At 38.9% G+C, this 24,365-nt stretch carries 18 protein-coding genes; 9 read left to right on the top strand and 9 right to left on the bottom strand.

Going from position 1 to position 24,365, the window contains the following annotated elements; translation table 11 throughout:
• Positions 1-20 precede the first annotated feature (20 nt).
• The 8 genes from AAC026_RS13500 to holA all read right to left on the bottom strand — a co-directional run bounded on the left by AAC026_RS13500 (position 21) and on the right by holA (position 10,413).
• Positions 21-1,433, bottom strand: a complete 1,413-nt coding sequence (locus tag AAC026_RS13500) for an alanine/glycine:cation symporter family protein (RefSeq protein WP_339699288.1) — start codon at positions 1,431-1,433, stop codon at positions 21-23.
• 195 nt (positions 1,434-1,628) lie between these two features.
• Positions 1,629-2,606, bottom strand: coding sequence for a hypothetical protein (locus AAC026_RS13495; RefSeq protein ID WP_339607155.1), 978 nt, complete (start codon positions 2,604-2,606; stop codon positions 1,629-1,631).
• A 2-nt stretch (positions 2,607-2,608) separates the two neighbouring features.
• Positions 2,609-2,998, bottom strand: coding sequence for a biopolymer transporter ExbD (locus AAC026_RS13490; protein ID WP_339607156.1), 390 nt, complete (start codon positions 2,996-2,998; stop codon positions 2,609-2,611).
• The gene (locus AAC026_RS13485; RefSeq protein WP_339607157.1) at positions 2,998-3,678 is read right to left on the bottom strand and encodes a MotA/TolQ/ExbB proton channel family protein; all 681 of its coding nucleotides are present in this window, start codon (positions 3,676-3,678) and stop codon (positions 2,998-3,000) included. The genes AAC026_RS13490 and AAC026_RS13485 overlap by 1 nt, the downstream gene beginning before the upstream one ends.
• 1 nt (position 3,679) lies before the next feature.
• On the bottom strand, positions 3,680-4,486 hold the full coding sequence (locus tag AAC026_RS13480; RefSeq protein WP_339698953.1) for a hypothetical protein: 807 nt from the start codon (positions 4,484-4,486) through the stop codon (positions 3,680-3,682).
• An 85-nt stretch (positions 4,487-4,571) separates the two neighbouring features.
• Positions 4,572-6,263 (bottom strand): hypothetical protein, encoded by a 1,692-nt coding sequence (locus AAC026_RS13475; protein ID WP_339607159.1) that lies wholly within the window; start codon positions 6,261-6,263, stop codon positions 4,572-4,574.
• Entirely contained in the window at positions 6,232-9,294 is a 3,063-nt protein-coding gene (locus AAC026_RS13470; protein ID WP_339698950.1) for a tetratricopeptide repeat protein, read from the bottom strand. Before AAC026_RS13470 ends, AAC026_RS13475 begins: the two co-directional genes overlap by 32 nt.
• 96 nt (positions 9,295-9,390) lie before the next feature.
• Positions 9,391-10,413 (bottom strand): DNA polymerase III subunit delta, encoded by a 1,023-nt coding sequence (holA, locus tag AAC026_RS13465; protein ID WP_339698948.1) that lies wholly within the window; start codon positions 10,411-10,413, stop codon positions 9,391-9,393.
• A 224-nt stretch (positions 10,414-10,637) separates the two neighbouring features.
• Between holA and AAC026_RS13460 the strand changes: the two genes are divergently transcribed.
• The 4 genes from AAC026_RS13460 (at position 10,638) to AAC026_RS13445 (ending at position 15,905) form a co-directional block, all read left to right on the top strand.
• Positions 10,638-11,324 carry a tetratricopeptide repeat protein gene (locus tag AAC026_RS13460; protein ID WP_339698946.1) on the top strand — a complete coding sequence of 229 codons (687 nt, stop codon included), beginning with the start codon at positions 10,638-10,640 and terminating at the stop codon, positions 11,322-11,324.
• A 286-nt stretch (positions 11,325-11,610) separates the two neighbouring features.
• Positions 11,611-12,462, top strand: a complete 852-nt coding sequence (locus tag AAC026_RS13455; protein ID WP_339698943.1) for a DUF5694 domain-containing protein — start codon at positions 11,611-11,613, stop codon at positions 12,460-12,462.
• 222 nt (positions 12,463-12,684) lie between these two features.
• Positions 12,685-14,751 (top strand): M48 family metallopeptidase, encoded by a 2,067-nt coding sequence (locus tag AAC026_RS13450; protein WP_339698940.1) that lies wholly within the window; start codon positions 12,685-12,687, stop codon positions 14,749-14,751.
• Between the two features lie 56 nt (positions 14,752-14,807).
• A complete protein-coding gene (locus AAC026_RS13445; RefSeq protein ID WP_339698937.1) occupies positions 14,808-15,905 on the top strand; it encodes an MBL fold metallo-hydrolase in 1,098 nt (365 codons plus the stop codon).
• Here AAC026_RS13445 and AAC026_RS13440 read toward each other — a convergent pair.
• Positions 15,902-18,163, bottom strand: a complete 2,262-nt coding sequence (locus AAC026_RS13440; RefSeq protein ID WP_339698934.1) for a prolyl oligopeptidase family serine peptidase — start codon at positions 18,161-18,163, stop codon at positions 15,902-15,904. The genes AAC026_RS13445 and AAC026_RS13440 overlap by 4 nt on opposite strands.
• 206 nt (positions 18,164-18,369) lie before the next feature.
• On the opposite strand from AAC026_RS13440, the gene AAC026_RS13435 reads away from it, so the two are divergent.
• The 5 genes from AAC026_RS13435 (at position 18,370) to AAC026_RS13415 (ending at position 24,155) form a co-directional block, all read left to right on the top strand.
• The gene (locus AAC026_RS13435; protein ID WP_339698931.1) at positions 18,370-19,434 is read left to right on the top strand and encodes a glycoside hydrolase family 43 protein; all 1,065 of its coding nucleotides are present in this window, start codon (positions 18,370-18,372) and stop codon (positions 19,432-19,434) included.
• Between the two features lie 159 nt (positions 19,435-19,593).
• On the top strand, positions 19,594-20,541 hold the full coding sequence (locus AAC026_RS13430; protein ID WP_339698928.1) for an endo alpha-1,4 polygalactosaminidase: 948 nt from the start codon (positions 19,594-19,596) through the stop codon (positions 20,539-20,541).
• A gap of 84 nt (positions 20,542-20,625) precedes the next feature.
• Entirely contained in the window at positions 20,626-22,119 is a 1,494-nt protein-coding gene (locus AAC026_RS13425; RefSeq protein WP_339698925.1) for a BCCT family transporter, read from the top strand.
• A gap of 169 nt (positions 22,120-22,288) precedes the next feature.
• Entirely contained in the window at positions 22,289-23,164 is an 876-nt protein-coding gene (locus tag AAC026_RS13420) for a DUF2279 domain-containing protein (protein WP_339698922.1), read from the top strand.
• A gap of 124 nt (positions 23,165-23,288) precedes the next feature.
• Positions 23,289-24,155: a hypothetical protein gene (locus AAC026_RS13415; RefSeq protein ID WP_339698919.1), complete on the top strand. Its 867-nt coding sequence runs from the start codon at positions 23,289-23,291 to the stop codon at positions 24,153-24,155.
• Positions 24,156-24,365: the final 210 nt, after the last annotated feature.

The following is a 24,365-nucleotide window of genomic DNA, read 5'->3' as shown; positions in this document are numbered from 1 at the left end:
CTATTATTTCTTTCAATATTTTATTTCTTCTTAAACTCTCCTGCTTTGTATCGAGTCAGATATACTTTAGTAGCCTTCATTACTTTAGGTGCTAGAATAAGTGCCGAAACCATGGTAGGAATTGCCATCAAAGCAAAGCTTCCATCGATCAAACTCACTACAAAGCCTAAGGAAGCCACCGCCCCAAGAATAATGGTACCGATGTATACGTAGTTATAATACTCTCCTTTTTTCGCTCCGAATAAGTAAGACACACTTTTTACTCCATAGTATGAATAAGAGAGCAAGCTTGACACCGCAAAAACCAAAATACAAAGTCCAAGTAAATAACCGCCAACGCCCGGTATAGCAGCATTAAAAGCCTTTAATGTCAATGTCACTCCCAACAAACCAGTATCAGCAGCGCCAATAAATTCATTATGAACTCCAGTACCTAAAATTACCAAAGCTGTAAGCGTACATACCAAAAGTGTGTCGATAGCTGGTCCAAGCATGGCCACCAAACCTTCACGTACGGGTTCTTCTGTCTTAGTATCACCATGTACCATAGGTGCTGTACCAATACCCGCCTCATTTGAGAAAGCAGCTCGTTTAGCTCCAATAATAATTACAGCACCAATACCACCTCCAAGCATAGCATTACCAGAAAAAGCTTCTTCGAAAATAGAAGCAAAAATATCAGGAATTCCACCTAGATTTTGAAGCAAAATATAGACTACCAATACAAAATACAGCACAACCATTGAAGGTACCATTCTAGCAGCAACGCTACTGATTCTTTTGATTCCTCCAAAAACAACCATGGAAACTAAAATCATTAAGATAAGCCCTGTAATAAATGATGCTATACCCACAGGTGCTCCAAACAAGCTAAAGGAAGCTGTGGTGTCATACCCGATTGCTGGGCCTAAAACAGCATTCATTGCTGCTGTTAGCTGATTTGCTTGAAAAATAGGCAGTGCTCCAATTAGAGTAAATACACAAAAGAACACAGCCAGCGGCTTCCATTTCTTTCCTAATCCCTCAGTAATTACATACATGGGCCCGCCCCTAACTTCACCATCGCTGTCTTTCCCTCGATACATCACGGAAAGCGTACAAGTGAAAAATTTAGTAGCCATACCAAAGAAAGCTGAAACCCACATCCAAAAAATAGCACCAGGGCCTCCCATAGTAATGGCAACTGCTACTCCACTAATATTACCCATCCCCACTGTGGCTGCAATTGCCGTGGAAAGCGCTTCATAATGGGTTATTTGTCCTTCTTCTTCATGAGTATCGTATTTACCTCTTAAAACATTGATGGCATGCCCTAAGTATTTAAAGGGTAAAAATCGAGAGTAGAGCATAAAAATTAATCCTCCACCCATTACCAATATCAAAAGGGGAACTCCCCAAATCCAGCCACTAAAGTCTGTTACAGCTTCTTCTATAAAACCCAAGTCAGTAATTTTTTAGTTAAGCTACTATATTAGTTCAATCCGTGTAACCGTACAAGAAGTATAGTCTTTTTGTAGACTAACGGTAGATTAGGCGACCTAATGTGGTCATAAACAATGAAGAGGAAATGACAAATCATTTCCTCTTCATTAATGCAAATTTTCAGTTGAGCTTCAAGCTATGGCTGATTAATTCGTTTTGATATTAAAGGTGATTTCACCTTTAGAAATATTAGCAGCCATTTTAGAAGGGTCTGTTTGTTTAAAAGTCAACTTCTCTACTTGTTTTTTATAGAATTCTATAATGGTGTTATCACTAATCGTGGTACCAGGAATTTTAGTTACGTTAATCACTGTTCCTCGATCGTCTACTTCGATTCTAAACTTAATCACTCCTTCTATTTGGGAATCATCCTTTTCTGTTGGTGGGTTATCCCATTTCCAGCCATCAAGGCTCAAGTTAACTCCAAAATCGGCACCACCAGGTTGCGTACCATTGGCGGTAGTCTTCCCTTTAGGGTCACCCATGTTGCCTCTTTTATCTACTTCTTTACCTTGATTGTTAGAAGCGGCTTCCTTACTCTCTGATTCGGCTTTCTTACCGCCCCCCATAATAGCACGTTGGTCTACTACTGGTTTTGGTTTAGGCTTTACTTCTTCCTTTTTTTCTTCAACAGGCTTAGTTACCTCTTTTTTCACCTCAACTGGTGGTTTCACTTCTTCCTTCTTCTCAACAACCTCTTCTACTTTCTTTTCTTCCGCCTTAACTTCGCTCTCCTTTTGTTGAACAACTTCGGCTTTTACTTCTTCTTTGGGTGCTTCCTTGGCTACTTCCTTCACCACCTCTTGTTTAGGCTGAACCACCTCTTTTACTTCTTCTACCACTGGGGTTTCTTCCACCGGATCTTCTATCACTTCCTCCGTTTCTTGTTCAGATTCAGGCGGAGTGTCATTTTCAGTTTCTTCAATTTCGGCTTTATTTTCTCTTTCAATATCTCCAGAGCCAGCTTCTTCGAAGCCAAAGTTTAATTCGATACCATATTCTGGAATTGGTGGGTCGGGCTGACGCCAAGCGACTAGAAACAAAAGAAATGTCAGTATAGTACCATGCACCAATACGGACATGATCATACTGAACTTCTTATCTTTCTTTTCTTGATCTGACATTCTTACTCAGGTTTTGTAACTACCGTTACCTTTTGTTTTAACGTAGAAGCTATACCCGCAATTTTAATTAGGTATTCAGAAGCTACACTTTTGTCAACATGTAAGGTAACCGAACCGTCTGGTCCGCTTATTACTTTACGCAATTCTTGTTCCAAGTTTGAAAGAGTCACCTCCTTATCATTTACATAGTAGCGTAAATCTTCTGTTATCGTAACGCTATTCTTCTGCATAACGATATTTGAAGCAGCTGCAGAAGGTAAATTTACCGGCAGTCCGGAAGGAGTAATAAAGGAAGCTGTCAACATAAAGAAGATCAACAACAAGAACACAATGTCTGTCATTGAAGACATACTGAAGTTGGCGTCTACTTTAAGTTTCGATTTAATATCCATTATTGAGGTTCTTGAAGTAAGTCAATAAAGTCTACAGAAGTATACTCCATATAATGAATAGCCTTTTGAACCCTAGAAACCAAGTAGTTATAACCTAGGTAAGCAATAATTCCTACAACTAAACCTAAGGCCGTTGTAATCATGGCCTCGTAAATACCTGTAGACAAAAGCTTAGGACTCACCGAACCCTCTTCTTGCGCAATAGCAATAAAGGCTTGAATCATTCCTGTTACCGTACCTAAGAATCCTACCATTGGGGCGGCTCCTGCTATAGTTGCCAACATGGATAAGTTCTTCTCAAGCTTATATACTTCGATTTTACCTACATTTTCGATAGAAGCTTCAATGGTTTTTAGTGGGCTTCCAATTCTATGGATTCCCTTCTCAATCATTTTGGCAATAGGTGATTCAGTTTGAGAACAAAGCAATTTTGCCCCATTAATATCGCCAGCTAAAACCAAATTTTTGATTTTGTCCATAAACTCAAAAGGAGTTTTAGAAGCCCTATTGATGTTTCTGTATCGTTCAAAAAATATATAAATCGCTGTAATCCAAAGTGCTACCAAGGGGATCAACCAGATTCCACCTTTCAACAATAAATCGAACCAAAATAAAGCTCCTCCTTCGCTACCTGAAACGTTCAATGAATCAGATGCTGCGAGTTCTTGAATAAATGTCATTTTAATATTTAAGTGCCCAGACTTCGTTTCCGTATTTTTCTCTGTAGGATGCCAATTCAGCTTCCGCTTCCTTTATAGAACTTACATTTGGAATCATTATTCCTACCCTATGGAAACTTACATCTCCAATAGGTTTTAAAATGTGTGCTGTAATTCCAGAAGCAACCAATTCGTTTCCTTTATCTTCTGCTAAGTCGCCATCAAAGAAGCTACCGACTACGGCAAAATAACGCCCTTGACGTGCAGAAATTGTAATTAATTCAGCTTTTGGTGTCTCAACTTTTACTGGCTCTGGCTCAGGTTGTGGTTCCACTTTTGGCTGTTCAGTTTTAGGCTTTTCAACAGGTATTGGTTTAGGTTCTTCTTTTTGGTAGAACCCAAAGTAATATATCGCAGCAGCGACAATCAATAATACTATGAGCACGATCCAGATACCACCGCCCTTTTTTTCTTCTTCTTTCTTTTCTACCATAACTACCTTTTTTTCAGCAACTGGCTTTTTTTCTTCTACTACAACAGGGGCTACAACTACAGGAACTGGTTCTTCTTTTTCTTCTTCTACTGGAGGCACTTCTTCAACAGGTGGCTCAACTGGTGTTTCAGTTTCTACAGTACTATCGTCTGCCAGTTCTAGTTCTTCAGTACCATCTTCTGTAGTGCTTAAATCATCAATATCATCTAAACCAAAGTCATCATCTGATACCTTAGGTTCTTCCTTTTTAGGGGCTCTCTTTCTACCAGAATTTGCTGGTGTTTTGCCTCCTTTTTTATTATTGTCCGAAGAACTGTTCTTCTTTTTAGCAGCCATAAGAAATAGTTATTGGTTGATATTCGTTCAAATTAACAAAATATAGCCACCATATTAAAGGTCTGGCTAACGCGAATCTACAAAATTAGAAGGATACTGTAATCCCCCCCAACACTTGAATGCCTCTGGATGGGTAATTTAGGTATCGCTCATATTCTTTTCCAAAAACATTTTTGAATTGTAGAAACACAGAAATCTTATTATTCAAATCGTAATCACCACCCAAGTTCATATCAATAATATCATCCATCTCTACTCTTGTGCTGCTTTCTCTATTCAAGCCAACCAAACCTCCCATATAATATAGGTCAGCAGTTACCTTTAGCCCTGATATTGGATAAAAGATATTATTAAATACTGCTTGATACTGTGGCTTATGGTATGGATCTGCTAAAGCGCTTAGGGTGTAATCAAAGTAATCGAATCGAAGACCGCTTCTTACACTTTCTGTTTTTTCGAAAACTACTTCTCCATAAACATTGGTGCGATCTACCGCATCGTTGTCATACAAAACCTCAAACCTAGTAGAATCTGTTATACTGTTGGTAAAGAATGGCATGCGCTGAATAGAGGCCATTGAAAGGCCAGCATTCAACCTAACACCATTGGTCAGGTCCAGGTTAATTCCTGCGAAAATATCGCTCTCTTTATCTGTATTGAGTAAAATGAAATCTTTTTGCAAAAAGGCGTTTTCTCCAGAAAAAGACTGGAAGGAATTATACTCCAAATCGCCTTGATAACCTCCGTAAATATTAATACTACTCGTTGGGTTGATATCTAGCCTAGCATAAGGGTATACTTTAAAACCATCTTTTGCCACTGTAGTAATTTGAGTCAAGTCATCATTATCTCCGGCAAGGTTGGCTCCTACGTTTATTTTGAAGCTTCTAGTTGCGTATTCTAAACGCGGCTTAGCATTGTAGAAATTTCTGCCAATTTTCTCGGTGTCTTCCTTGCTAGAAAATGTAACCTGGCCACCCACTTTGAAACGCAGCTCTTCTGAAAATTTATAACCTAATCCTAAGTCAAAATTGAATCGACTTTCTTTTGCTTCGAAGTTATCTCTAAAGAAATTCCAATCCGTCTTAAAATGATAAGTTGTCACTTCATCCAATGCCGTTTTCTCTACGCCAGCCCTAGCTGTAAAACTGTTGAACTTACGCTCTACTAAATCTGGTGTTAAATCTAATGCTGGATTATAGCCATAGAAATGGACTTTTCTTTCTCCATATTGAATGTCGCCAGAAATAGTATTTGTGCCATTAAAAAACTTCCCTCCTAATACCACATCGGTTTTAGCATCACCAGAATTTTTATCAAACACCGGACCTTTAGCTGAAGAGCGATGTCTTATATATAAATTATAGAGATAGTTTGGGTTTCGGGTAGAACCTAAATAAGCCTCACCCAACAGTGTTCCATAGTTACCATAACCTAATTTAAAGTAGTTGCCAGTAATGGCCTTTTCTTTTTGGTTAATGGTTAAATTAACGGCTCTAAAATTGGGCTGAATTGGTGTTAAACTCAATACATATTCATGGAAAGTATAGGTTTGTTGCGACTGCGCTTTTTGCACTGGTAACTGCGGAATTTTTTCAAAATTTCTAGTGGCAGGCGGAAGTGTAATCTTCCTGTCCTTTCGAATTACAATTTCTGACTCTTCCAACTGACCTTCTTCTTGGCTATAAGCAGTAAAAGCCAACAGTCCAAAAACAAGAGTTACGATATATCTGAAGTTTTTCATCTTAGTTCCCTCCTTTTCTTGTTGTGTCTGCATTTACTTCTTCTTGCGATGGCGCCTCTGCCTCCAACTTCTCTATCTGTTTCAGTTTGGCTCTCGCATCTTCTTTTATATTATCTAATTGAGAATATTGAATGATTGAATTCACCGTGGCTTTTGCTTGGAAAATCTCATTCAAGGCAATGTAGTTATCAGCAATTAGTAAGAAAGCTTTACCCAACCATTCGTCATAGGCCGAGAAGTTTTCATTCATTTCAAAAAGTGTATTCAATGACTGCTGATACTGTTTTTGTTGATAGAAAATCTGACCAACCATAAACTGCGCCTCGGCTCCATACTGATTTTTTGCCGTATTCAGGGTAGTCAAGAATTGATCGATAGCCTCATTAAAATTGCCTTCAGCATAAGCTGCTTTACCTAAATAAAGTTGTGCTTTATCAGTAGCTTCTTGAGTAACAGACCCTTTGGTAATGATATTCTTAGCGTAAACTCGCATTTGAGTGTATTCACTCAATCGGTAATGGGCTTCTAACAGACCCAACCACGCATCGTTCTCTTGTCTTTTACTTTTGGCTACTTTTTCTAATTGACCGTAGAAATTAGTTGCTTCTTTAAAGTCACCTGCTTTCAATTGCAGTTCACCAATACGTTCGTATACACGATCCATTCCAGTGATTTTGCTGTCACGATTAATCTCATAGAACATCTCCAAAGCTTTTTCAGTGTCGCTCAAACGATAGTAGCTTTCCGCTTGGTAGTATTTGGCTTCGTGCACTAAACCACTGTTAGGGTAATTCTTTCTATAATCTTCTAAAGCACCAATGGCAGCACTGTATTCTTGTCCAAAGAATAAGTTTTTGGCCGATTCAAATTCAATATTTTCCAAAGCCTGATTCTCAGGGTGAGCACTCTTATAACGTGCCAAATACTGATCGAACTGAATGGTTTTATTCTGAAGCTTTAAAGTATTCTGCAAACCGAGCAATGCCGAATTAGAAACCGAGCTGGTGATATAATTATCTAAAATGGTTTTGTAGTCACGCTCTGCTTGATCATAATCTTCTAAATTAAAGTAGGCCAAAGCTCGGCTTTCATAAGCATAAGGAATAAATGGGCTTTGACTTAATCTGTCAATAATTCGATTAAAACCTTGAATAGAATTTCGGAACTGACGGTCTTCTAACTGAATTTGCGCTTTTTTATAAATGGCATCATCGTAATAACGTGAATCAGCAAAACGATTGATTACCACATCTAAGCTAGCAATGGCCTCTGATGGCTTTCCTTCAAAATCATATACTACTCCTTTCTGGAAGTAAGCATAATCGATATTTGGGTTGCTTGTTCCAATAGCCCTGTCGTAATAATTAATGGCTGCGCTATACTCCTTTTCGACATAATAGCAATCGGCAAGCCTTATAAGGGCATCATTATAGTTTTGTTTGTCGCGAGCATTTTCAAGCGCATCTACATATCGCTTAAAGTAAATCCTTGCATCTGTATATGATTTACCGTTATAGTAAGCATAGCCCAAACCATAATTGGCTTTCACTAAATATTCTGAATCTCTACTTCCTGACGTAATCACTTTCTTATAAGAAGCAATCGCTTGTGGATAATTTCGAGCGGTGGCAAATGCCTCTCCTTTCCAAAAGTATGTGGCAGTGGCCAAATCCTTATCTATTGGATATTGTAATGACTTATCGAACAACTGCACCGCGTTGTCATACTTTCTAGCATTGTAAAACTCAGTTCCTTTAAAGAAGGTCACTTTTTGATAGGCTTCTTTTAATCGGTCAGACTTGTTTTCAATTCTTTCAATAAAAGTAATTGCCCTCGAATAATCATTCGTATTCAAAAAAGCTTCACTCAATAAATTGTTTGCTTCAGGAATGTAATCACTGGTCGGATAATCTCTCATAAACTTATCCAAAGCAATAATGGACTGAGAGTATTTACTGGCTTGGAAATTAACCTTGGCCGAATTGAAAGCAGCTTCTTCTTGAATTTCTTTATTGAAACCTAAGCTTGCAGCCTTATCGAAAGCAGCAATGGCAAAAAGGAAGTTTTCTTGTTCTACATAAAGTCTTCCTAAATAATACGAAGCATTTTGAGCAAGCGTATCGCTATTGAGCGCCACTTTCTTAAACTGCTCAATGGATTCTTCAGCCTGACCTGTGCTATAATAAGCAAAGCCCATTCTGTACAATGTCTCTTGTGTTACGTTTTGCTGCGCCAACTGGCTGTACAAATCATAATACTCTAAACTCTCTTTATACTGCCCCTGATTGTAGTAAGACTCAGCGGTCATTTGGTAGATCTGATACAGATAATCCAGCTTTCTATTTTCGGCTATTGCTGTTTTGAATTGAGAAGCGTATTGCACCAATTCACCATAACGTTTCTGCTGATAATAAGCACTAGCTACCATAATTGGCACTCTATTCTTATACTTTTCAGTAGTGCCTGCATTTTTCAAGTCTACTAAAGCCTTGTCGTAATCTTTATAAGCATAAGCCAAATAGCCCGCGTAATAGTTAGCATCAGCAAAGTAAGGCCCTTTGCTTCCTTTGGCTTTATCGAAATAAGGAACAGACTCTTCGTATCGTCTTAAAGCATAGAGAGAATAGGCAATTTTAAAATTGGTTTCCACTCTTTCTTCTCCATTCAGAGCCGAAGCGTTTACCAGTTTAAAGTATCTTTCAGCAGTGGTAAAATCACCATTTTTAAAACTCACCACACCTAAATTATAATAGGCTTTTGCCGCCTTAGGGTGGTTGGGTCGGTTTCTTACAAATTGTGATATTAATTGTGCTCCATCGCCATTGTCTAGGTTGAGGGCGCAAAATGCCATATAGTATTCAGCATCTGCCTTTTTAATTTCGTCATCGCCTTGGGCCAAATATCGCTCAAACTGATCACGGGCTGCGCTATACTTTTCCATCTCCAAAAGCTCCAGTCCCGAAGAAAAATAAATATTCGGGTTAGATGGATGTAGTGTATTTTGTGCGTTTAATGACCCGTGAAGACAAAACAGTGTGGCGATCAAAAGAATTTTGTGCTTCATTTATCTCTGTTTGTTCACTCCTTATCTAAACTCTAATCTCTTATGAATATTGCTGTTGAACAATTACCACCAAGAATAATTTATTCAACCTATTTATTAATGCATCAACCGATACACCAATTCCTTAAAAATATCTCCATCCGACATACTGCCGGCTCCTACTCCTTTGCTCCTTAAATCTGCTTCGCGAAGAATACTTACATTCTGCATTACCTTACCTACTGGGTAATTTCGAGCAGCAAGCTTATACTCCTTTATAAAAAAAGGATTTGTGCCCATAGCAGCCGCCAAGCCTTTATCCGACTGATCTTTACTTCCGTGAAGAATCAGCAGTTTGGCGTAATAAGAATACAAAGCCGCCACCATTGGAATAATAGGATTGGCTTTTGAATTAGCCGCAAAATAATTCACCATCTTATTGGCCTTTAATATATCGCGTTGCGAAATGGCCTTTTGCAATTCAAAAACATTGTACTCTTTACTAATCCCAACGTACTTTTGAATCAGGTCTTCGTTGATGGTTTTCCCTTCTCCAAGGTTCACAATCACTTTGCTAATTTCATTAGAAAGCCTTTCTAGGTTCGTTCCAATATATTCAGCCAGCATTTGTACCGAATTTTGATTGATGCTGTAGCCCTGAGACTTCACATACTTATCAATCCAAGCAGGCAACTCGTAATCTCTTAATGGTGTAGTGGTTACCAACACCGATTTATCTTTCAAGGCTTTGGCTAAAGGCCGTCTGCCGTCTACTTTTTTATGCTTATGCCCAAAAACCAATACCGTACTGGGCACAGGTTTTTCTAAATATTGAATCAATAATTTTTGGCCATCTTCTTTATTCAAATCCTGAATATCCTTGGCCTCTTTTACAATCACCACTTGCCTTTCGGCCATCATCGGAAACCTTCGGGCGTGGGTCAGCACTTCGGCCATACTCACATCCTTACCATACAGAATGGTTTGATTAAAACCTTTTTCAGCTTCTTGAAGACAATTGTCCTCGATATAATCTACGATTTGATCGATGTAAAAAGGTTCTTCACCCTGCAAAAAATAGACTGGTTTGAAGTCACCGGATTTTAATGATTGTAAGACCTGATCAGGATGCAAACTCATGGAATCAATTTGTCACGAATATACAATTCGCATTCCGTTTTAGCATATACAAAAGCAAGTATCTGCTGGTTGGTTTTAGAAATAAACTTCAACCATCGACCATAAAACTAAATATTCCAATCATCTCTAAGAAAGAGTATGAAAAGTAGGCTGAAAAGGAAAAACTGGTGAACAATGGAATCAATTTGGGGAATGCTTGGGTTGACTGATTATATTTGCACAAAATGAGAGAAATGGTTGAAAAGTGGATTGAAGAAGGGGTTAAACACTGCGAGAATGCAAAGTTTGAAGAAGGCGTAAAATGCTTTAATAAAGCGCTGGAAAAAGAACCGAACCATACCACAGGTTTACATAACCGCGCCAGGGCACTTTCTAGAATTGGCCAACTGGAAGCAGCTTTAGCGGACTTCGAAAAACTGACCGAGCTCTTCCCTACCCATGCTTCTTTTATTGGCGATTATGCCGTTGCCCTCCACCTCAATGACAAAAATGAATTGGCCTTATTTCACTTTGAGAAAGCACTCCAACTTGAGCCTACCAATCCTTATCGTTACTCTAGCCGTGCCTTTTTTAAAGACAGAACGGGTGACTTAGAAGGCGCCATAGCCGATTATGAAAAGGCAGTGGAATTAGATCCAGAAGATGCTATTGCTTTAAACAACAAAGGTTTGGTGGAAGAAAAACTGGGCTATAAAGACAAAGCAAAACAAAGTTTCGATCGCTCAAATAACCTTGTAGGTTATGACCCTTCAAAGACCAATCCGCTGCCCAAAACAGAAACCAAAGCACCAAAATCTGAGTCGACCAAACCTACTAACCGCTGGGAAGTAGTCAAATCTGTTTTCACCAAAGAAGGGTTTAAAGACTTTGCCAAGTTTACCAAAGGTTTGGTAAGTGAGAAGAATGGCTAACCTTAAGATATTAACAGAACCCTTTTACAGGTTCTCTAACTTTTCTAACATCGACAGAGTCTATGACCCGGTTTTAATTAAGAGCCCCCTAAAGAACCTAATACCCTAACGAAGGGTGAAGCCCTTCGAGACACATATCTGCACTTTTATTAAAGTCCTGTAGGGACGAGACAAATCTTCAATCTTCTTAGCTATTCTATACTTTAATACGCCATATCGTTGATTCATAAATCAGTTTTCTTCATCTTCCGCGCTAAATTCAAATAAGATCAAATCACAAAATTTCATGCATAAAACAACAACACTATTACTGTCATTGTTCTTCATCACCCTATTGGGTTGCGACCAAAAGAAAACTACTCAGACACCAACTGAAGCAACCAAGGAAACATCTGATAAAATTAAAGTGCTAAATGTAGCCACCTTCCATTTTGGTTATACCTCAGATGCCAACAAGGTAGATTTTGATGAAGATGACCGTAAAATACAGGAGGAAATTCGTACCCTTTCCAAAATGTTAGCAGAGTTTAAACCCACCATTATTTGCATAGAAAACCATCCTCAATATGATGCAGAAATCAATCGGGTGTATCAGGAATACCTAAAGGATCCATCTCAATTGAATACCAATTATGGAGAAAGAAGCATGGTCGCTTTTGATGTGGCTAGATTGAATAATCTAGCTCAATTATATGGAATCGACAGTTATATGGATTACAATTATCTGATTGGGGAGCAAATCGTCAATACAATAGACTCCACCACCTACCGAGATTACATGAACAACCCGTTCAAAGATTCACCTGAGTTGGCCGAGCTTGATAAAAACTTTGAAAACCTAACACTCTTAGAAAAATTGAGGTTTTACAACCATCCAAAAGTTCTGGATTTCAATATCAACATCAATGCAGATAATCTGCTATACGTAGGTACTCAAGATGGTTTTGAAGGTGCAGACGAAGCCACTAAATTCTACCAAAGAAACCTGAGAATTTACTCAAATCTTAACCGAATCCCGATGACTAAAGATGACAGAGTCTTCATTCTTATGGGCGCGGCTCATGCTTCGTTTTTAAGAGAATTACTTGAGAGAAGCCCTAAATTCGAAATGGTAAATACACTTGATTATTTGAAGTAATTAAGGGCTTATACATAGTAAAAAATTCTGATCGAATTTTCCGCCTTCCTTGATAAATATCCAATAGCGTAGAGTTAAATAGCTTATACTGAGCTTAGATGATTTTTATACTTTTTCATATACATTTTTCAATCTGCAATATTTGCTGATTAAGTAGGATAGCACCCTCCTTTTTAGCAAATTTCATTCGTAATCAAATCGTACCTTGCTAATACATTATCTATGTCAATAAGTCAAATCCAACCATCCTCGGAATTTAAATCTCAAGCCAAAAAAGCTATTTTTTCAATAGTGTTTTTTGCTATTGCTTATGCACTTCTACTGACATTCACGGTGGGTTTAACCGTTCTGTGTATTTACGCTGGTATATATCTAGTAACTGCACTACCCGGACTTGTAACTCTAGCCTTAGGTATTGGAGTAGCTAGCTCAGGGCTATTTATCTTAATGTTTTTGTTAAAGTTTATTTTTAAGTCACACACAATAGATCGCTCGCATCTGGTGGAAATAAACCGAAAAGATGAACCCGAGCTATTTAGAATGATTGAAGAAATTGTAACAGAAGTAGGAACAGATTTCCCAAAGAAGGTCTATCTCTCTGGAGATGTGAACGCTTCTGTTTTCTATGACTCCAGTTTTTGGAGTATGTTTTTCCCCATTAGAAAAAACCTTCAAATCGGCTTGGGCTTAATCAATACCATATCTAAAATAGAATTGAAAGCCATATTGGCTCACGAATTCGGACATTTTTCACAAAAAACAATGAAACTAGGAAGTTATGTGTATAATGTTAACCATGTAATTTATAACCTACTCTACGATAATGATTCTTACGATAACCTCATCCAAAAATGGGCTAACATTAGTAGCTATTTCTCAATTTTTGTTGTAGTAGCAGTCAAAATTATTGCTGCTATTCAATGGTGTTTAAGAAAGCTATATGATGTGGTAAACCGAAATTATTTAGGTTTATCTAGAGAAATGGAGTTCCAAGCTGACGAAATTGCTGCTCATATTACGGGATATAAACCCTTGGCTAATGCCCTGCTGAGAATGTCATTATCTGAACATGCATTTAACTCCGTACTTAGTTTTTATGATGAGCGAGTTGAACAAAATGTAAAAACCAGTAACATTTACAGAGAACACCTTTATGTTGTCCAGCTCTTGGCTAATCGAAGCAATATCCCTCAGACTAATGGACTCCCACTAGTCCCTTTGGAAGAGTTGAACAGGTATAATAAATCAAAATTAGTAATAGAGGATCAATGGTCGTCCCACCCTAGTACAGAAGACAGGGTTGAAAAACTCAAACTGACTGAAATCGAATTCAATAATGAAGAATTCATCCCTGCTATGAATATATTTAAAAACAGTTTATTGTTAGAAGAGACAATGACTAGCAAGATATTCAGCAAGGTGAAATATCCCTCTGAAACATCTTTAATAGATATTAGCGAGTTTGAAACTCAATTTCAAAATGATTTTTATGCTAATTCCTTTCCTGAAGTATTTAATGGTTACTATGATAGTAAGAGCCCAAAAAGGTATGATTCCATACACCTAGATTCTTTACAGAGCACAGCACCAATTGAGTCTCTATTTTCAGATTATAATGTAGGTTTGATTTATAAAGAAATTGCTATACGCAATGATATTGAGGTTCTCAAACAAATTTCTGACAAGAGCTTAAACATTAAGACTTTTGATTATGACGGTAAAAAGTACAGCCGAAAAGAGGTGAAATCATTATTGCCAAAAATTCAAAGTGATTTAAAAACATTGAATGATGAAATAGAACTGAATGACAAGGCTATTTATCTATTTTTCAACAAATTAAGTAAAGAGCAGGGCAACATTTCAAGCTTGACTTCACTTTATGAAGAGTTCGAGATTTTTGACAAAGAATTTGATAATAAATATGAGCTATACACACAATTAAGCGGGCTTCTTAATTTCACCTATGAAACACTACCTTTTGAAAGAATATTAAAAAACTTCCAACACATTAAACCAATTGAAGAAAAACTCAAAAATGCAATCAAAGATATACTAACAAGTGAGCATTATAAAGAGGAAATAACCCCTGAATTAAGAGAAAAACTGGAACTATATCTTTCTAAAAACTGGGAATACTTTGGGCGTGAAAAATACTTGGATTACAATTTAACTGTGTTGTTTACAGCATTAAACAATTATGCATACCTGCTATCTAGGGGTTACTTTTTAATAAAGAAAAACTTACTAACATATCAGCTGGGCCTAGCTACAAAATCAATGATTGCATAATAACCTCAACCTATAGTTTAGAGTATTGTTTATCAGTAACTACATTCCATTACCTTATGCTCTTTCTCATTGTTCTTGCTGCCTTAATTATGGCCTTTCTGCTCTTTCTCAATTTCAATCCACAATTTGGAGGTAAGATTACGCAAGCGCACAAGGCTCGTTATACCCAGTCCAAGCAATGGGATGGAAAGAAATTCGTGAATGAAACTCTTACCGAAATGGACATGAGCTTTGGTTCCATTATTGGGCTTATGAAGGAGCAGTTTAGGGACAGTCATTCGCGCAAGCCAAAACTGCCTATCCCAGTTATACCCTTCGACAATTCTACATGGAAAAGTGAGCCAGAAAAACCCAAATTTGTATGGTATGGTCACTCTGTGGTGCTACTTCAATTAGACTCAAAGAACATCCTTATCGACCCTATGCTTGGCCCAGACACTTCACCTATTGCGCCTTTCAAAACCAAAAGATTCAGTGAAAATACTTTAGCCATCATCGACCAACTACCAAAGCTTGACGCTATACTGCTTACGCATGACCATTACGACCACCTTGATTTGGCGAGCATTAAAAAACTGAAATCGAAAGTGGATACATGGTTTGTGGCATTGGGTGTGGCGCGTCATTTAGAAGCTTGGGGTATTCCTACGAGCCAAATCCAAGAGTTTGACTGGTGGGATCATATTGAATTCGAAGGGATTTCCATGACCTTCACCCCTTCTCGTCACTTCTCTGGCCGTGGCTTAACCGACAGGGCCAAATCACTTTGGGGAGGCTGGGTTTTTAAAACGCCAACACATTCCATTTACTGGACAGGCGATAGCGGTGAAAGCGATGTATTTAAAACTGTAGGCGAAAAATTAGGCCCCTTTGATTGGGCTTTTGTGGAATGTGGCCAATACAACGAGCGTTGGCATGCCATTCACATGTTCCCCGAAGAAGCGGTTCAGGCTGCGCTAGATTCTAAATCAAATATCATGATTCCTGTCCATTGGGCTGGCTTTCCACTGTCTTTACACACTTGGAAAGACCCTATTGAACGCAGCTCAGCAGAAGCAAAGCGCTTGGGTCAAAAAACCACTACCCCGCAAATTGGCGAGGTAGTCATAATGGGTAAAGAGCCTAACAGTCAGTGGTGGAAAACGCTTGATTAATTCCCCTGCCCTGCTTCTATGGCATCACTTTCCTTCTTTTCTTCTTTGGGGTTGAAGTGCTTTTCGTAGAATGCGAAAATCCTATTCCATTGGTCATGATAATCACTTTCGTTACTGGCGCCCCCTGCGCCATGTCCGCCATTCATATAGTTGACCCAAGTTACATCTTTACCTAGTCTGCGCATAGCATAGTAAAGCTCACGGGTGTTCGTGCCCGGTACGTTCCAGTCTCCCTCGCCTGTAAGCAACAAATGTGGCGTAGTAATTCTATCGGCATAATACACTGCGGTGGTTTGGAAGTACTTGAGAGGTTCGTCCCAAAACGACCCACCAATTCTGTCTTGCCCATTTTCAGCCGCAGCATAGTTTCTAGTGCCAATTTTAGGGCTATCGCCCAGAAAGCTTATAATATTCACCTTACCTGAAATATTGATTGCCGCAGCAAATCGATCGGTTTGGGTAATGAGCAATGAAGCTGCATAACCACCATAACTAGTGCCCTGAATCCCTACTTTGTCGTTGTCTACTTTCCCTTCGTCTACCAATTTATTAATGGCCGAAGTCACCCCTTTTAGCCAAGCTTCTCCTGGGTAACCCTGCTCTAAGTCTACAGAAGGCCTTAAACCGAAATAGCCTTGGTTGGCCAGTAAATTCAGACTGGAACGGTAACCGTTATCGAAGAAGGTTTCATATACTTCTAATACCAACGGGTACTTTTTATTCGGGTCGTAATCTACTGGATAGTATAGAATGCCCTGAAGTTCAACGCCATCGGCATCTCGGTAGGTGATCAATTCAGTCTTGGTCCATTTTTTATTGACTACCCATGGATTTAGGTTTGTTAATTGCTTTTCTGAATTGAAATCAAGCTTATTTACATACACATCAGAAGGGTAATCGCCATCAGATTTGCTATACACCACAGTGTTTCCTTCATCTGCAAAACGCCAACCATTGTAAAGATTACTGTTGCTCATCAGGTTCTCAAACTGACCGCTGTTGATGTTATAGCGTTGGATTCCACGATTCCATTTGTCTTTTTCTGAATAGCTGACATAGAGGTAATTACCGTCTTCCGACCATTTTATTACACTTCTACTAGGCGCATTTTTCTTTTCTTCTTTGTCTTCAGGTAAGGCATACACCATTTTAAGATTTTCACCATTAGTGTCTATTGTCCACCAACCTTTACTCGAACTCAGTAAAAGTTTTTCGCCTTGTGGATGCCATCGCATTACAGAAAATTTTACGGCTTTCTTCTGCTCCTTATCTTCAAAAGCTTTGCCTTTCGTAAGGTTAATGGGATCATTCTTCCCAAACGCTTCAATGGTTTGTAGGTACACATTGCCAGAATCTGCCCATACAAACTGACTTCCGTCATCGTCCCAATTGAAAGACCTACGTTTTTTTGTTCGCTTATAGAATATCGTTGGATCACTACTTGAGGATAATGCTTTAAATCCTGCTTGGTATTCCGTTCCGCCTTCACTTCTGTCATAAGTAGTTTTTATTGGAAAACTCTCGGTATACGATAAGTACTGACCTTCAGTGTCTACCCTTAATCCGCCATAGTCAGATTCTGGTAACAGATTTTCAACCTTACCTGACTTTAAGTTCACTTTTACAATTTCAGTAAGCCCATTAGTTACATTGATTTTATCCCATTTTAAGAAAGGCGCATTACCATCATACACCACAATCGGACCTTCCGTGGCCTCTTTGTATTCAGCCATGGCCTTTTCCATCCAGCCTTCTTTTCTCACACCAACTATTACTTCATCTCCATTTGGCAGCAGTTCCATTCCGTTACTGGTGGTCAGCGACCTGCTGTCGTTCATTTTTACTTCTCTTACTTTTTTACTCTTCATATCAAAGTAAGCAATGGTCATCTTATCTCCTTTCTGTTGAAAGAAAACCAGTTTCTCAGCATCCTTAGTCCATTGCAAACCTGTTATCATCACAGGACTGGTAAACGGCCGAGTTTCAACACCAGTATTGGTATCAATAATCACCAATTCGCCAGCGCTAGTTCTTAAATAGCTAGGGTCGCGAAATCTAAAATGGTCGGTGCCGAACCTGCTTCGACCATCAGAAATTGTACCCGCCAAAAATTGACCATTTGGCGAAAGGGCTTGACTACCAAGTGACTTTACGTTGATGGCGTCCGCAATTGTGAAATTGGTTTTTTGAGCAAACAAGCCCATTGAGAGCAATAAGCCTAAACAAATAAGTGTACTACAGAATAAGTTCTTTTTCATGGCTGAAGGTTTTAAAGCAATAATTTACTCATTAAAATCATAGCCTTCCTGCCAAATACACTAGCGGTAAATACACTTTGAATAATGGAAGAGACTTGAACAGCAGCAGAAATATTCAAATGGCTTTGTTTACCAGACTTAAATGATTCAGAGTTTAAGGTCTAGCAAAATTCCTTTTATATTGAAGATTAAATCAACCTAGTTCAATGAAAAAGCCATTGTTTTCCTTCCTCATTTTTACAGTTCTCCTTTCTTGCAACGCTAAGAAAGAAGTCAGCGAAGTCGCATTTTCTGGCAACCCTCTGTTTCCCGGTTGGTATGCCGACCCTGAGGCTATCATATTTGGAGATGAATACTGGATTTACCCTACTTATTCAGATCATTTTGAGCAGCCCGATACTTCTTCTGTATTTAGCCCTGAACAATTGGCAGTGCGTAAAAATGCCATTAACAATCAGTACTTAATGCAAACCTTTTTTAATGCGTTTTCATCAAAAGACCTTACCAACTGGACTAAACACTCTCATGTACTAGATGTGAAAGATGTAAAATGGGCATCATACTCTCTTTGGGCACCTTCAATTATTGAAGCAAATGATCAATACTATCTTTTTTTCTCTGCTAACGACATTCAAAGTAATGATGAACCGGGAGGAATTGGGGTAGCTGTAGCTTCAACACCAGCAGGCCCTTTTAAAGATGCATTGGGCAAGCCATTGATCAATGAATTTCATAACGGAGCGCAGCCCATCGACCAATTTGCTTTTAAAGATGATGATGGCCAAATCTACATGTACTATGGTGGATGGAGACATTGTAATATCGTGAAACTCAGTGATGATTTATTGAGCATTGAGCCTTTTGACGATGGTGAGGTTTATAAAGAAATTACTCCTGAAAACTATGTAGAAGGGCCTTTTGTATTCAAGCGAAATGGGAAGTATTATTTCATGTGGTCAGAAGGTGGCTGGGGCGGACCAAACTATAGTGTAGCCTATGCAATTGGAGATACTCCTACTGGCCCTTTTGAACGAATAGGCAAAATACTACAACAAGACTCTACGGTTGCTACTGGAGCTGGACACCATTCAGTGCTTATCAGTCCTAATTCTGACGATTACTATATTGTGTATCATCGTAGGCCGTTAGGTGTTAACAACCCACATCACAGACAAACGAGTTTAGACAAGATGGAGTTTGATGAAAATGGTTTTATCAAGCCCGTAAAACTAACTTTTGAAGGTGTGAAAAGTAAGAAGATAGAGAATTGAAATAGAAGGTTAAAGTCCATTGACAATATGGAAAGGAAGCGATTGAGAAATTAAGTTTACACTTAATTCGATATGTACTTTCAGCTATTGTTCGTTAGTAAACCGTAACCCAAACTTAAATCAGTGATTATAAAGCCTGTTTATATACTCCTAATTTTAATGATTGGTACCCCCATTCCTTCTTGCAATACGGATAATAAAGATGATGGAATAGATGAGTCTCTGAATTACAGGCAAGAAATGAGAGATTTCGTCATAGAAATTAGCGAGTATGCTAAAGCTGTTGATCCTGATTTTTTGATAATTCCGCAAAATGGAATTGAATTGATCAGTGAAGAAAACGGTGTTATCCATACCCCCTACTTAAATGCCATAGATGCCAATGGACAAGAAAGTCTGTTTTATGGTTATAACAGAGACAATAAAGCAACACCCAAAAGTGAGACGAATCGCTTGATTGATCTATTGAATATCTCACAAAAAGCGGGTAATACTATTTTGGTGACTGACTACTGTTCTACTCGTTCAAAAATGAGTAACTCATACGTTAAAAATCATTCAAATCAGTTTGTTTCTTTCTCTTCACGGGAACGTATGCTCAACAGTATTCCGAGTTATCCTGCACCTGTTTATGCTGAAAACAACACAAACATCGACCATATATCGAAGGCAAAGAATTTTCTTTACATTATCAACCCTGAAAAATTCGACTCCAAAGAATCATTCATAAATGCGGTAGCCGCAACCAATTATGACCTTATCATTATAGATTTCTTTTTTAACGATTCAGCTTTCAATACTAGTGATGTGAGCCGACTTAAAGTAAAAGCCAATGGAGGAAGTAGGTTAGTTATTTCATATTTGTCTATTGGCGAGGCAGAAGACTACCGTTATTATTGGCAAGAAGACTGGCACAGTACTTCACCAGAATGGATGGCTGACGAAAACTCTAATTGGGAAGGGAATTATAAAGTAAAGTACTGGAATAACGATTGGAAGTCTATTATTTATGGCAACGAAAACTCATACCTTAAAAAGATTTTAAACGCAGGTTTTGATGGTGCTTACCTAGACATTATAGATGCTTTTGAATACTTTGAAAAGTAGAATTCTTAACTTGAAATCAAAACAACTAATACTATCGGCTCCAAAAATCACCTAAAATCCATCTTCAAAAGTTTTCGACACCAAGTGTTCTGGCCACCTTTTATTCTACTTTTGGTGGCTCTTGTCTATAGTTTGGTGGATGTTAATGATTTCTTAAAGATTACCACCCACATAAACGATTTCATTCTAGATAGATTCGGGTGGCTCTTTAGCGCAGGCACACTAATGATGCTACTGAGTTGCTTGATTATATTTCTTCATCCTGTTTCCAAAAGAAGAATTGGAGGAGAAGGCGCCAAACCTCTGCTTACCAAATGGCGATGGTTCTCAATCGTAATCTGTACTACCATTGCCACCGGCATTATATTTTGGGGAACAGCCGAACCCATTTTCCATGTAATGTCGCCTCCCAGTTTTAGTGGTGTTGAAGCCAACACTCCTGCCGCTGGAGAATATGCACTTTCGGTAATGTATTTACATTGGACTTTTACGCCATACGCCATTTACACCATTCCGGCAGTCATGTTTGCTTTGGCTTTCTACAATGAAAAGCGATCTTTTAGTTTAAAATCTACCCTCTACCCTTTTATCAAATCTGGCAAACACAAATGGTTAGGCATTGGTATTGATGGAATTTGCTTATATGCTTTAGTGGCAGGTATGGCCGCATCGCTTGGGGCTGGAATCCTTACACTCTCAGGTGGTTTAAAAAGCATTTTTGGTCTGGAATCCGATTTCATCTTAATCTTCATAACTATAACCATTGTGGCGGCTTTTGTCATTTCTGCCATTACAGGCTTAATGAAAGGAATTAGAATTTTGTCAGATATTAATGTTCGAATCTTCATTATTTTGGCCATTTTCATTTTTGTATTTGGCCCTACGGGAAGTATTTTAATTCAGAGTATTAAGTCACTAGGGCTGTACTTTCAGAACCTGCCAGAGTTCAGTCTTATTTCTATGCATCATCCTGATGACCCATGGCCAAAAAGTTGGACATCGTTTAACTGGGCTAACTGGTTGGCTTGGGCACCCATCACTGCCCTTTTTCTTGGGCGATTGAGTTATGGCTATACCGTAAAACAGTTCATGATCGTCAACTGGATTTTACCCAGCCTGTTTGGCGTAATTTGGATGTCCATTTTTAGCGGAACAGCCATTGATATGCAAATCAACCAAGGCATTGGTTTGGGTAAATTATTAGAAGCAGCAGGACCAGAATCTATTATTTATCGGGTATTTGAAGAATTGCCATGGAGTAATATTGTGGCCGTGGTTTTTCTATTTACCGCTTTTCTTTCCTACGTCACGGCAGCAGACTCGAATACCGAAGCCATGGGCGGCATTAGTTCAACAGGCATTTCACCAGAAGCCCCTTCACCACCCATTTTTATTAAAATCATTTGGGGTTTAACCATTGGTGCTGTGGCCTTTGTTATGGTCAGTATGGCAGGAATTGACGGTATAAAAATGCTCTCCAATTTAGGTGGATTACCTGCTTTGTTACTCATTATCGTAGTAAACTTAGGCTTGTTGAAAGTGCTTTTCATTTCCAAAAAGAAGGGTGTCAAGAATTAGATCCTTCGTTCCTCAGGATGAAAAACATTGTACATAGAATTACAAGTGAGGGTACTTTAAATTCTTAGCTTCGAATGCCTAAAGACGACTGTTTTCCTTCCCTGACGCAGGAAGGGTCTAAATTCTCAAAATCACTCGAAAAGCCCCCTTAATCGTTTTACCTTTGCCCATGCGCTTGACTGCCCTATTACTACTTTCATTTCTGCTCACGGCAAAAGTACATGCATTCCAAAATGATAGCATCCCAAATAGACGGCTAAACACCATACTGACCGTTAGTGGCGTTACTTACGGAGCTACATTAATCGGGCTCAGTCAGCTTTGGTATAAAGAACAAGGCTTGGAAAGGTTCAAGTTTTTCAATGACAATGCAGAATGGCATCAAGTAGATAAATTTGGGCACTTCTATTCCACCTATCAGTTTTCGCGCATTGGAGATGGCCTTCTGCAATGGGCTGGTGTTGAAGAGAAAAAAGCTGTTTTTTGGGCGAGTGTGGCTGGAACTGGTTTACTTCTCCCCATCGAAATACTGGACGGGTTTTCACCTGATTTCGGTTTTTCTTATGGTGACATGATCGCCAACACGGCTGGTTCTGCCTTCTTCCTTGGGCAAGATTTACTTTGGAATGAGCAACGCATAAAACCCAAGTTCTCCTTTCACCGAACGGCCTTAGCGCAACAAAGCCGACACCTCTTAGGCAATGGGCTGGCAGAAGAACTCTTTAAGGATTACAATGGCCAAACCTATTGGTTCAGTATAGATATTCATGCTTTCGCAAAGCAATCCAATTTTCCAAAATGGCTGAACTTGGGCGTTGGTTTTGGGGCGGAAGACATGATTCGCGCCAGAATTGTACAAAACGATCAAGCTGGTTTTGACAGTTACCGTCAGCTTTACTTGGGCGTAGATTTCGACCTTTCTTACATTGAAACTGATAAAAAGTGGCTCAAAACGCTGCTCTTTATCTTAGATGGCATTCATATTCCTGCCCCGGCATTCGAGTTTAATTCGAAGAAGTCGAAGATGCATTGGTTTGCTTATTAAGTTGAGCAACAGCAGGATTCTACTGTAGAAAACATAAATAACTGATTAATTTAAATAATTTCAGCGTAACGTAATATATTATGTCGCTTATGAGTTATTTAACCATCAGCCTTAATAAACCATCATGAAACCTCTGAAATACGGTTTGCTTTTACTCTCTATGGCCTGCATATCATGTCGCCAAGCCCCGGAAGAACTCCCTTCTCCAAAATATGATTCAGAAGTAGCCACAGAAATAATTGCCGAGTTTATTGACGATGACATTGAGAAAATTGTACTCTCACAGCTTTTCAACTTTACACTCATACGTGGTGTGGCCGCAGGAACCCAAACCCATGAATTAAACAACCCTTATGAGTTCCGAACCCGTTGCGCAGTAAAAACTACCACCAACAATAATATGCAAGTAGTGATCGACTTTGGTGCGGGCTGTAGAGATGAAATGGGCAGGTTCAGGGCCGGAAAAGTAACCGCCAACCTCTTCGAACGAAAAGAAAATGTTTTTGGAAGGGTGGAAATCACCTTAGAAAACTATCAATACGAAAGTGTATTGGTAACTGGCGATAGAACAATAACAAACAATAGAGGTACGCACAGACAATATGCTGAAATTCAATCAACAGTTAATAATGGTACTTTAACCTTTGATGACCTTAGCACTTACACATACAATTCCGATAGAAACACCCTATGGGACTTTACAAACCAAGCAGAAACAGAGTTTTACTTCGTTACTGAATTCACGAAGTCAGGAATTAATCGAGACAACATCAGTTTCGAGAGTGCCTCTTTCACACAGATCACCTACAATTCCAATTGTTTTAAAATTGGAGTTGGTCAAATGACTGGTGGAAAATTCAGAATAAGTAGCGAAGGGGTGAACAAAACCATAGAACTTAAGCCCCAAAACTGTGGCACTCAAGCCTTTGTTGTGGTAGGCGATGCAGAAGCATACACCATGGATCTAAGCGAATTGTTTATCAATCAATAAAGAGCCAATTCATAATACTTCCCTAACTTTGCAGCTGATACAAGCCACCTTATCGCTGCGACTAGAGTAATCAAAATCGGAGAGGAAAGTCCGGGCACCATAGGGAAGCATAGCGGCTAACGGCCGTCATCCGTCATAGCTTTAGCGAAGGCGGAGAGGACAAGTGCAACAGAAAGTATGTACAGGTAATGCTGTAGTGAAACCAGGTAA

Origin of the sequence: uncultured Roseivirga sp. (assembly GCF_963973945.1) — a bacterium.
GTDB lineage: Bacteria > Bacteroidota > Bacteroidia > Cytophagales > Cyclobacteriaceae > Roseivirga.
The sequence above is the reverse complement of the archived record's forward strand: the minus strand, read 5'-3'. Positions and strand labels throughout refer to the sequence as shown.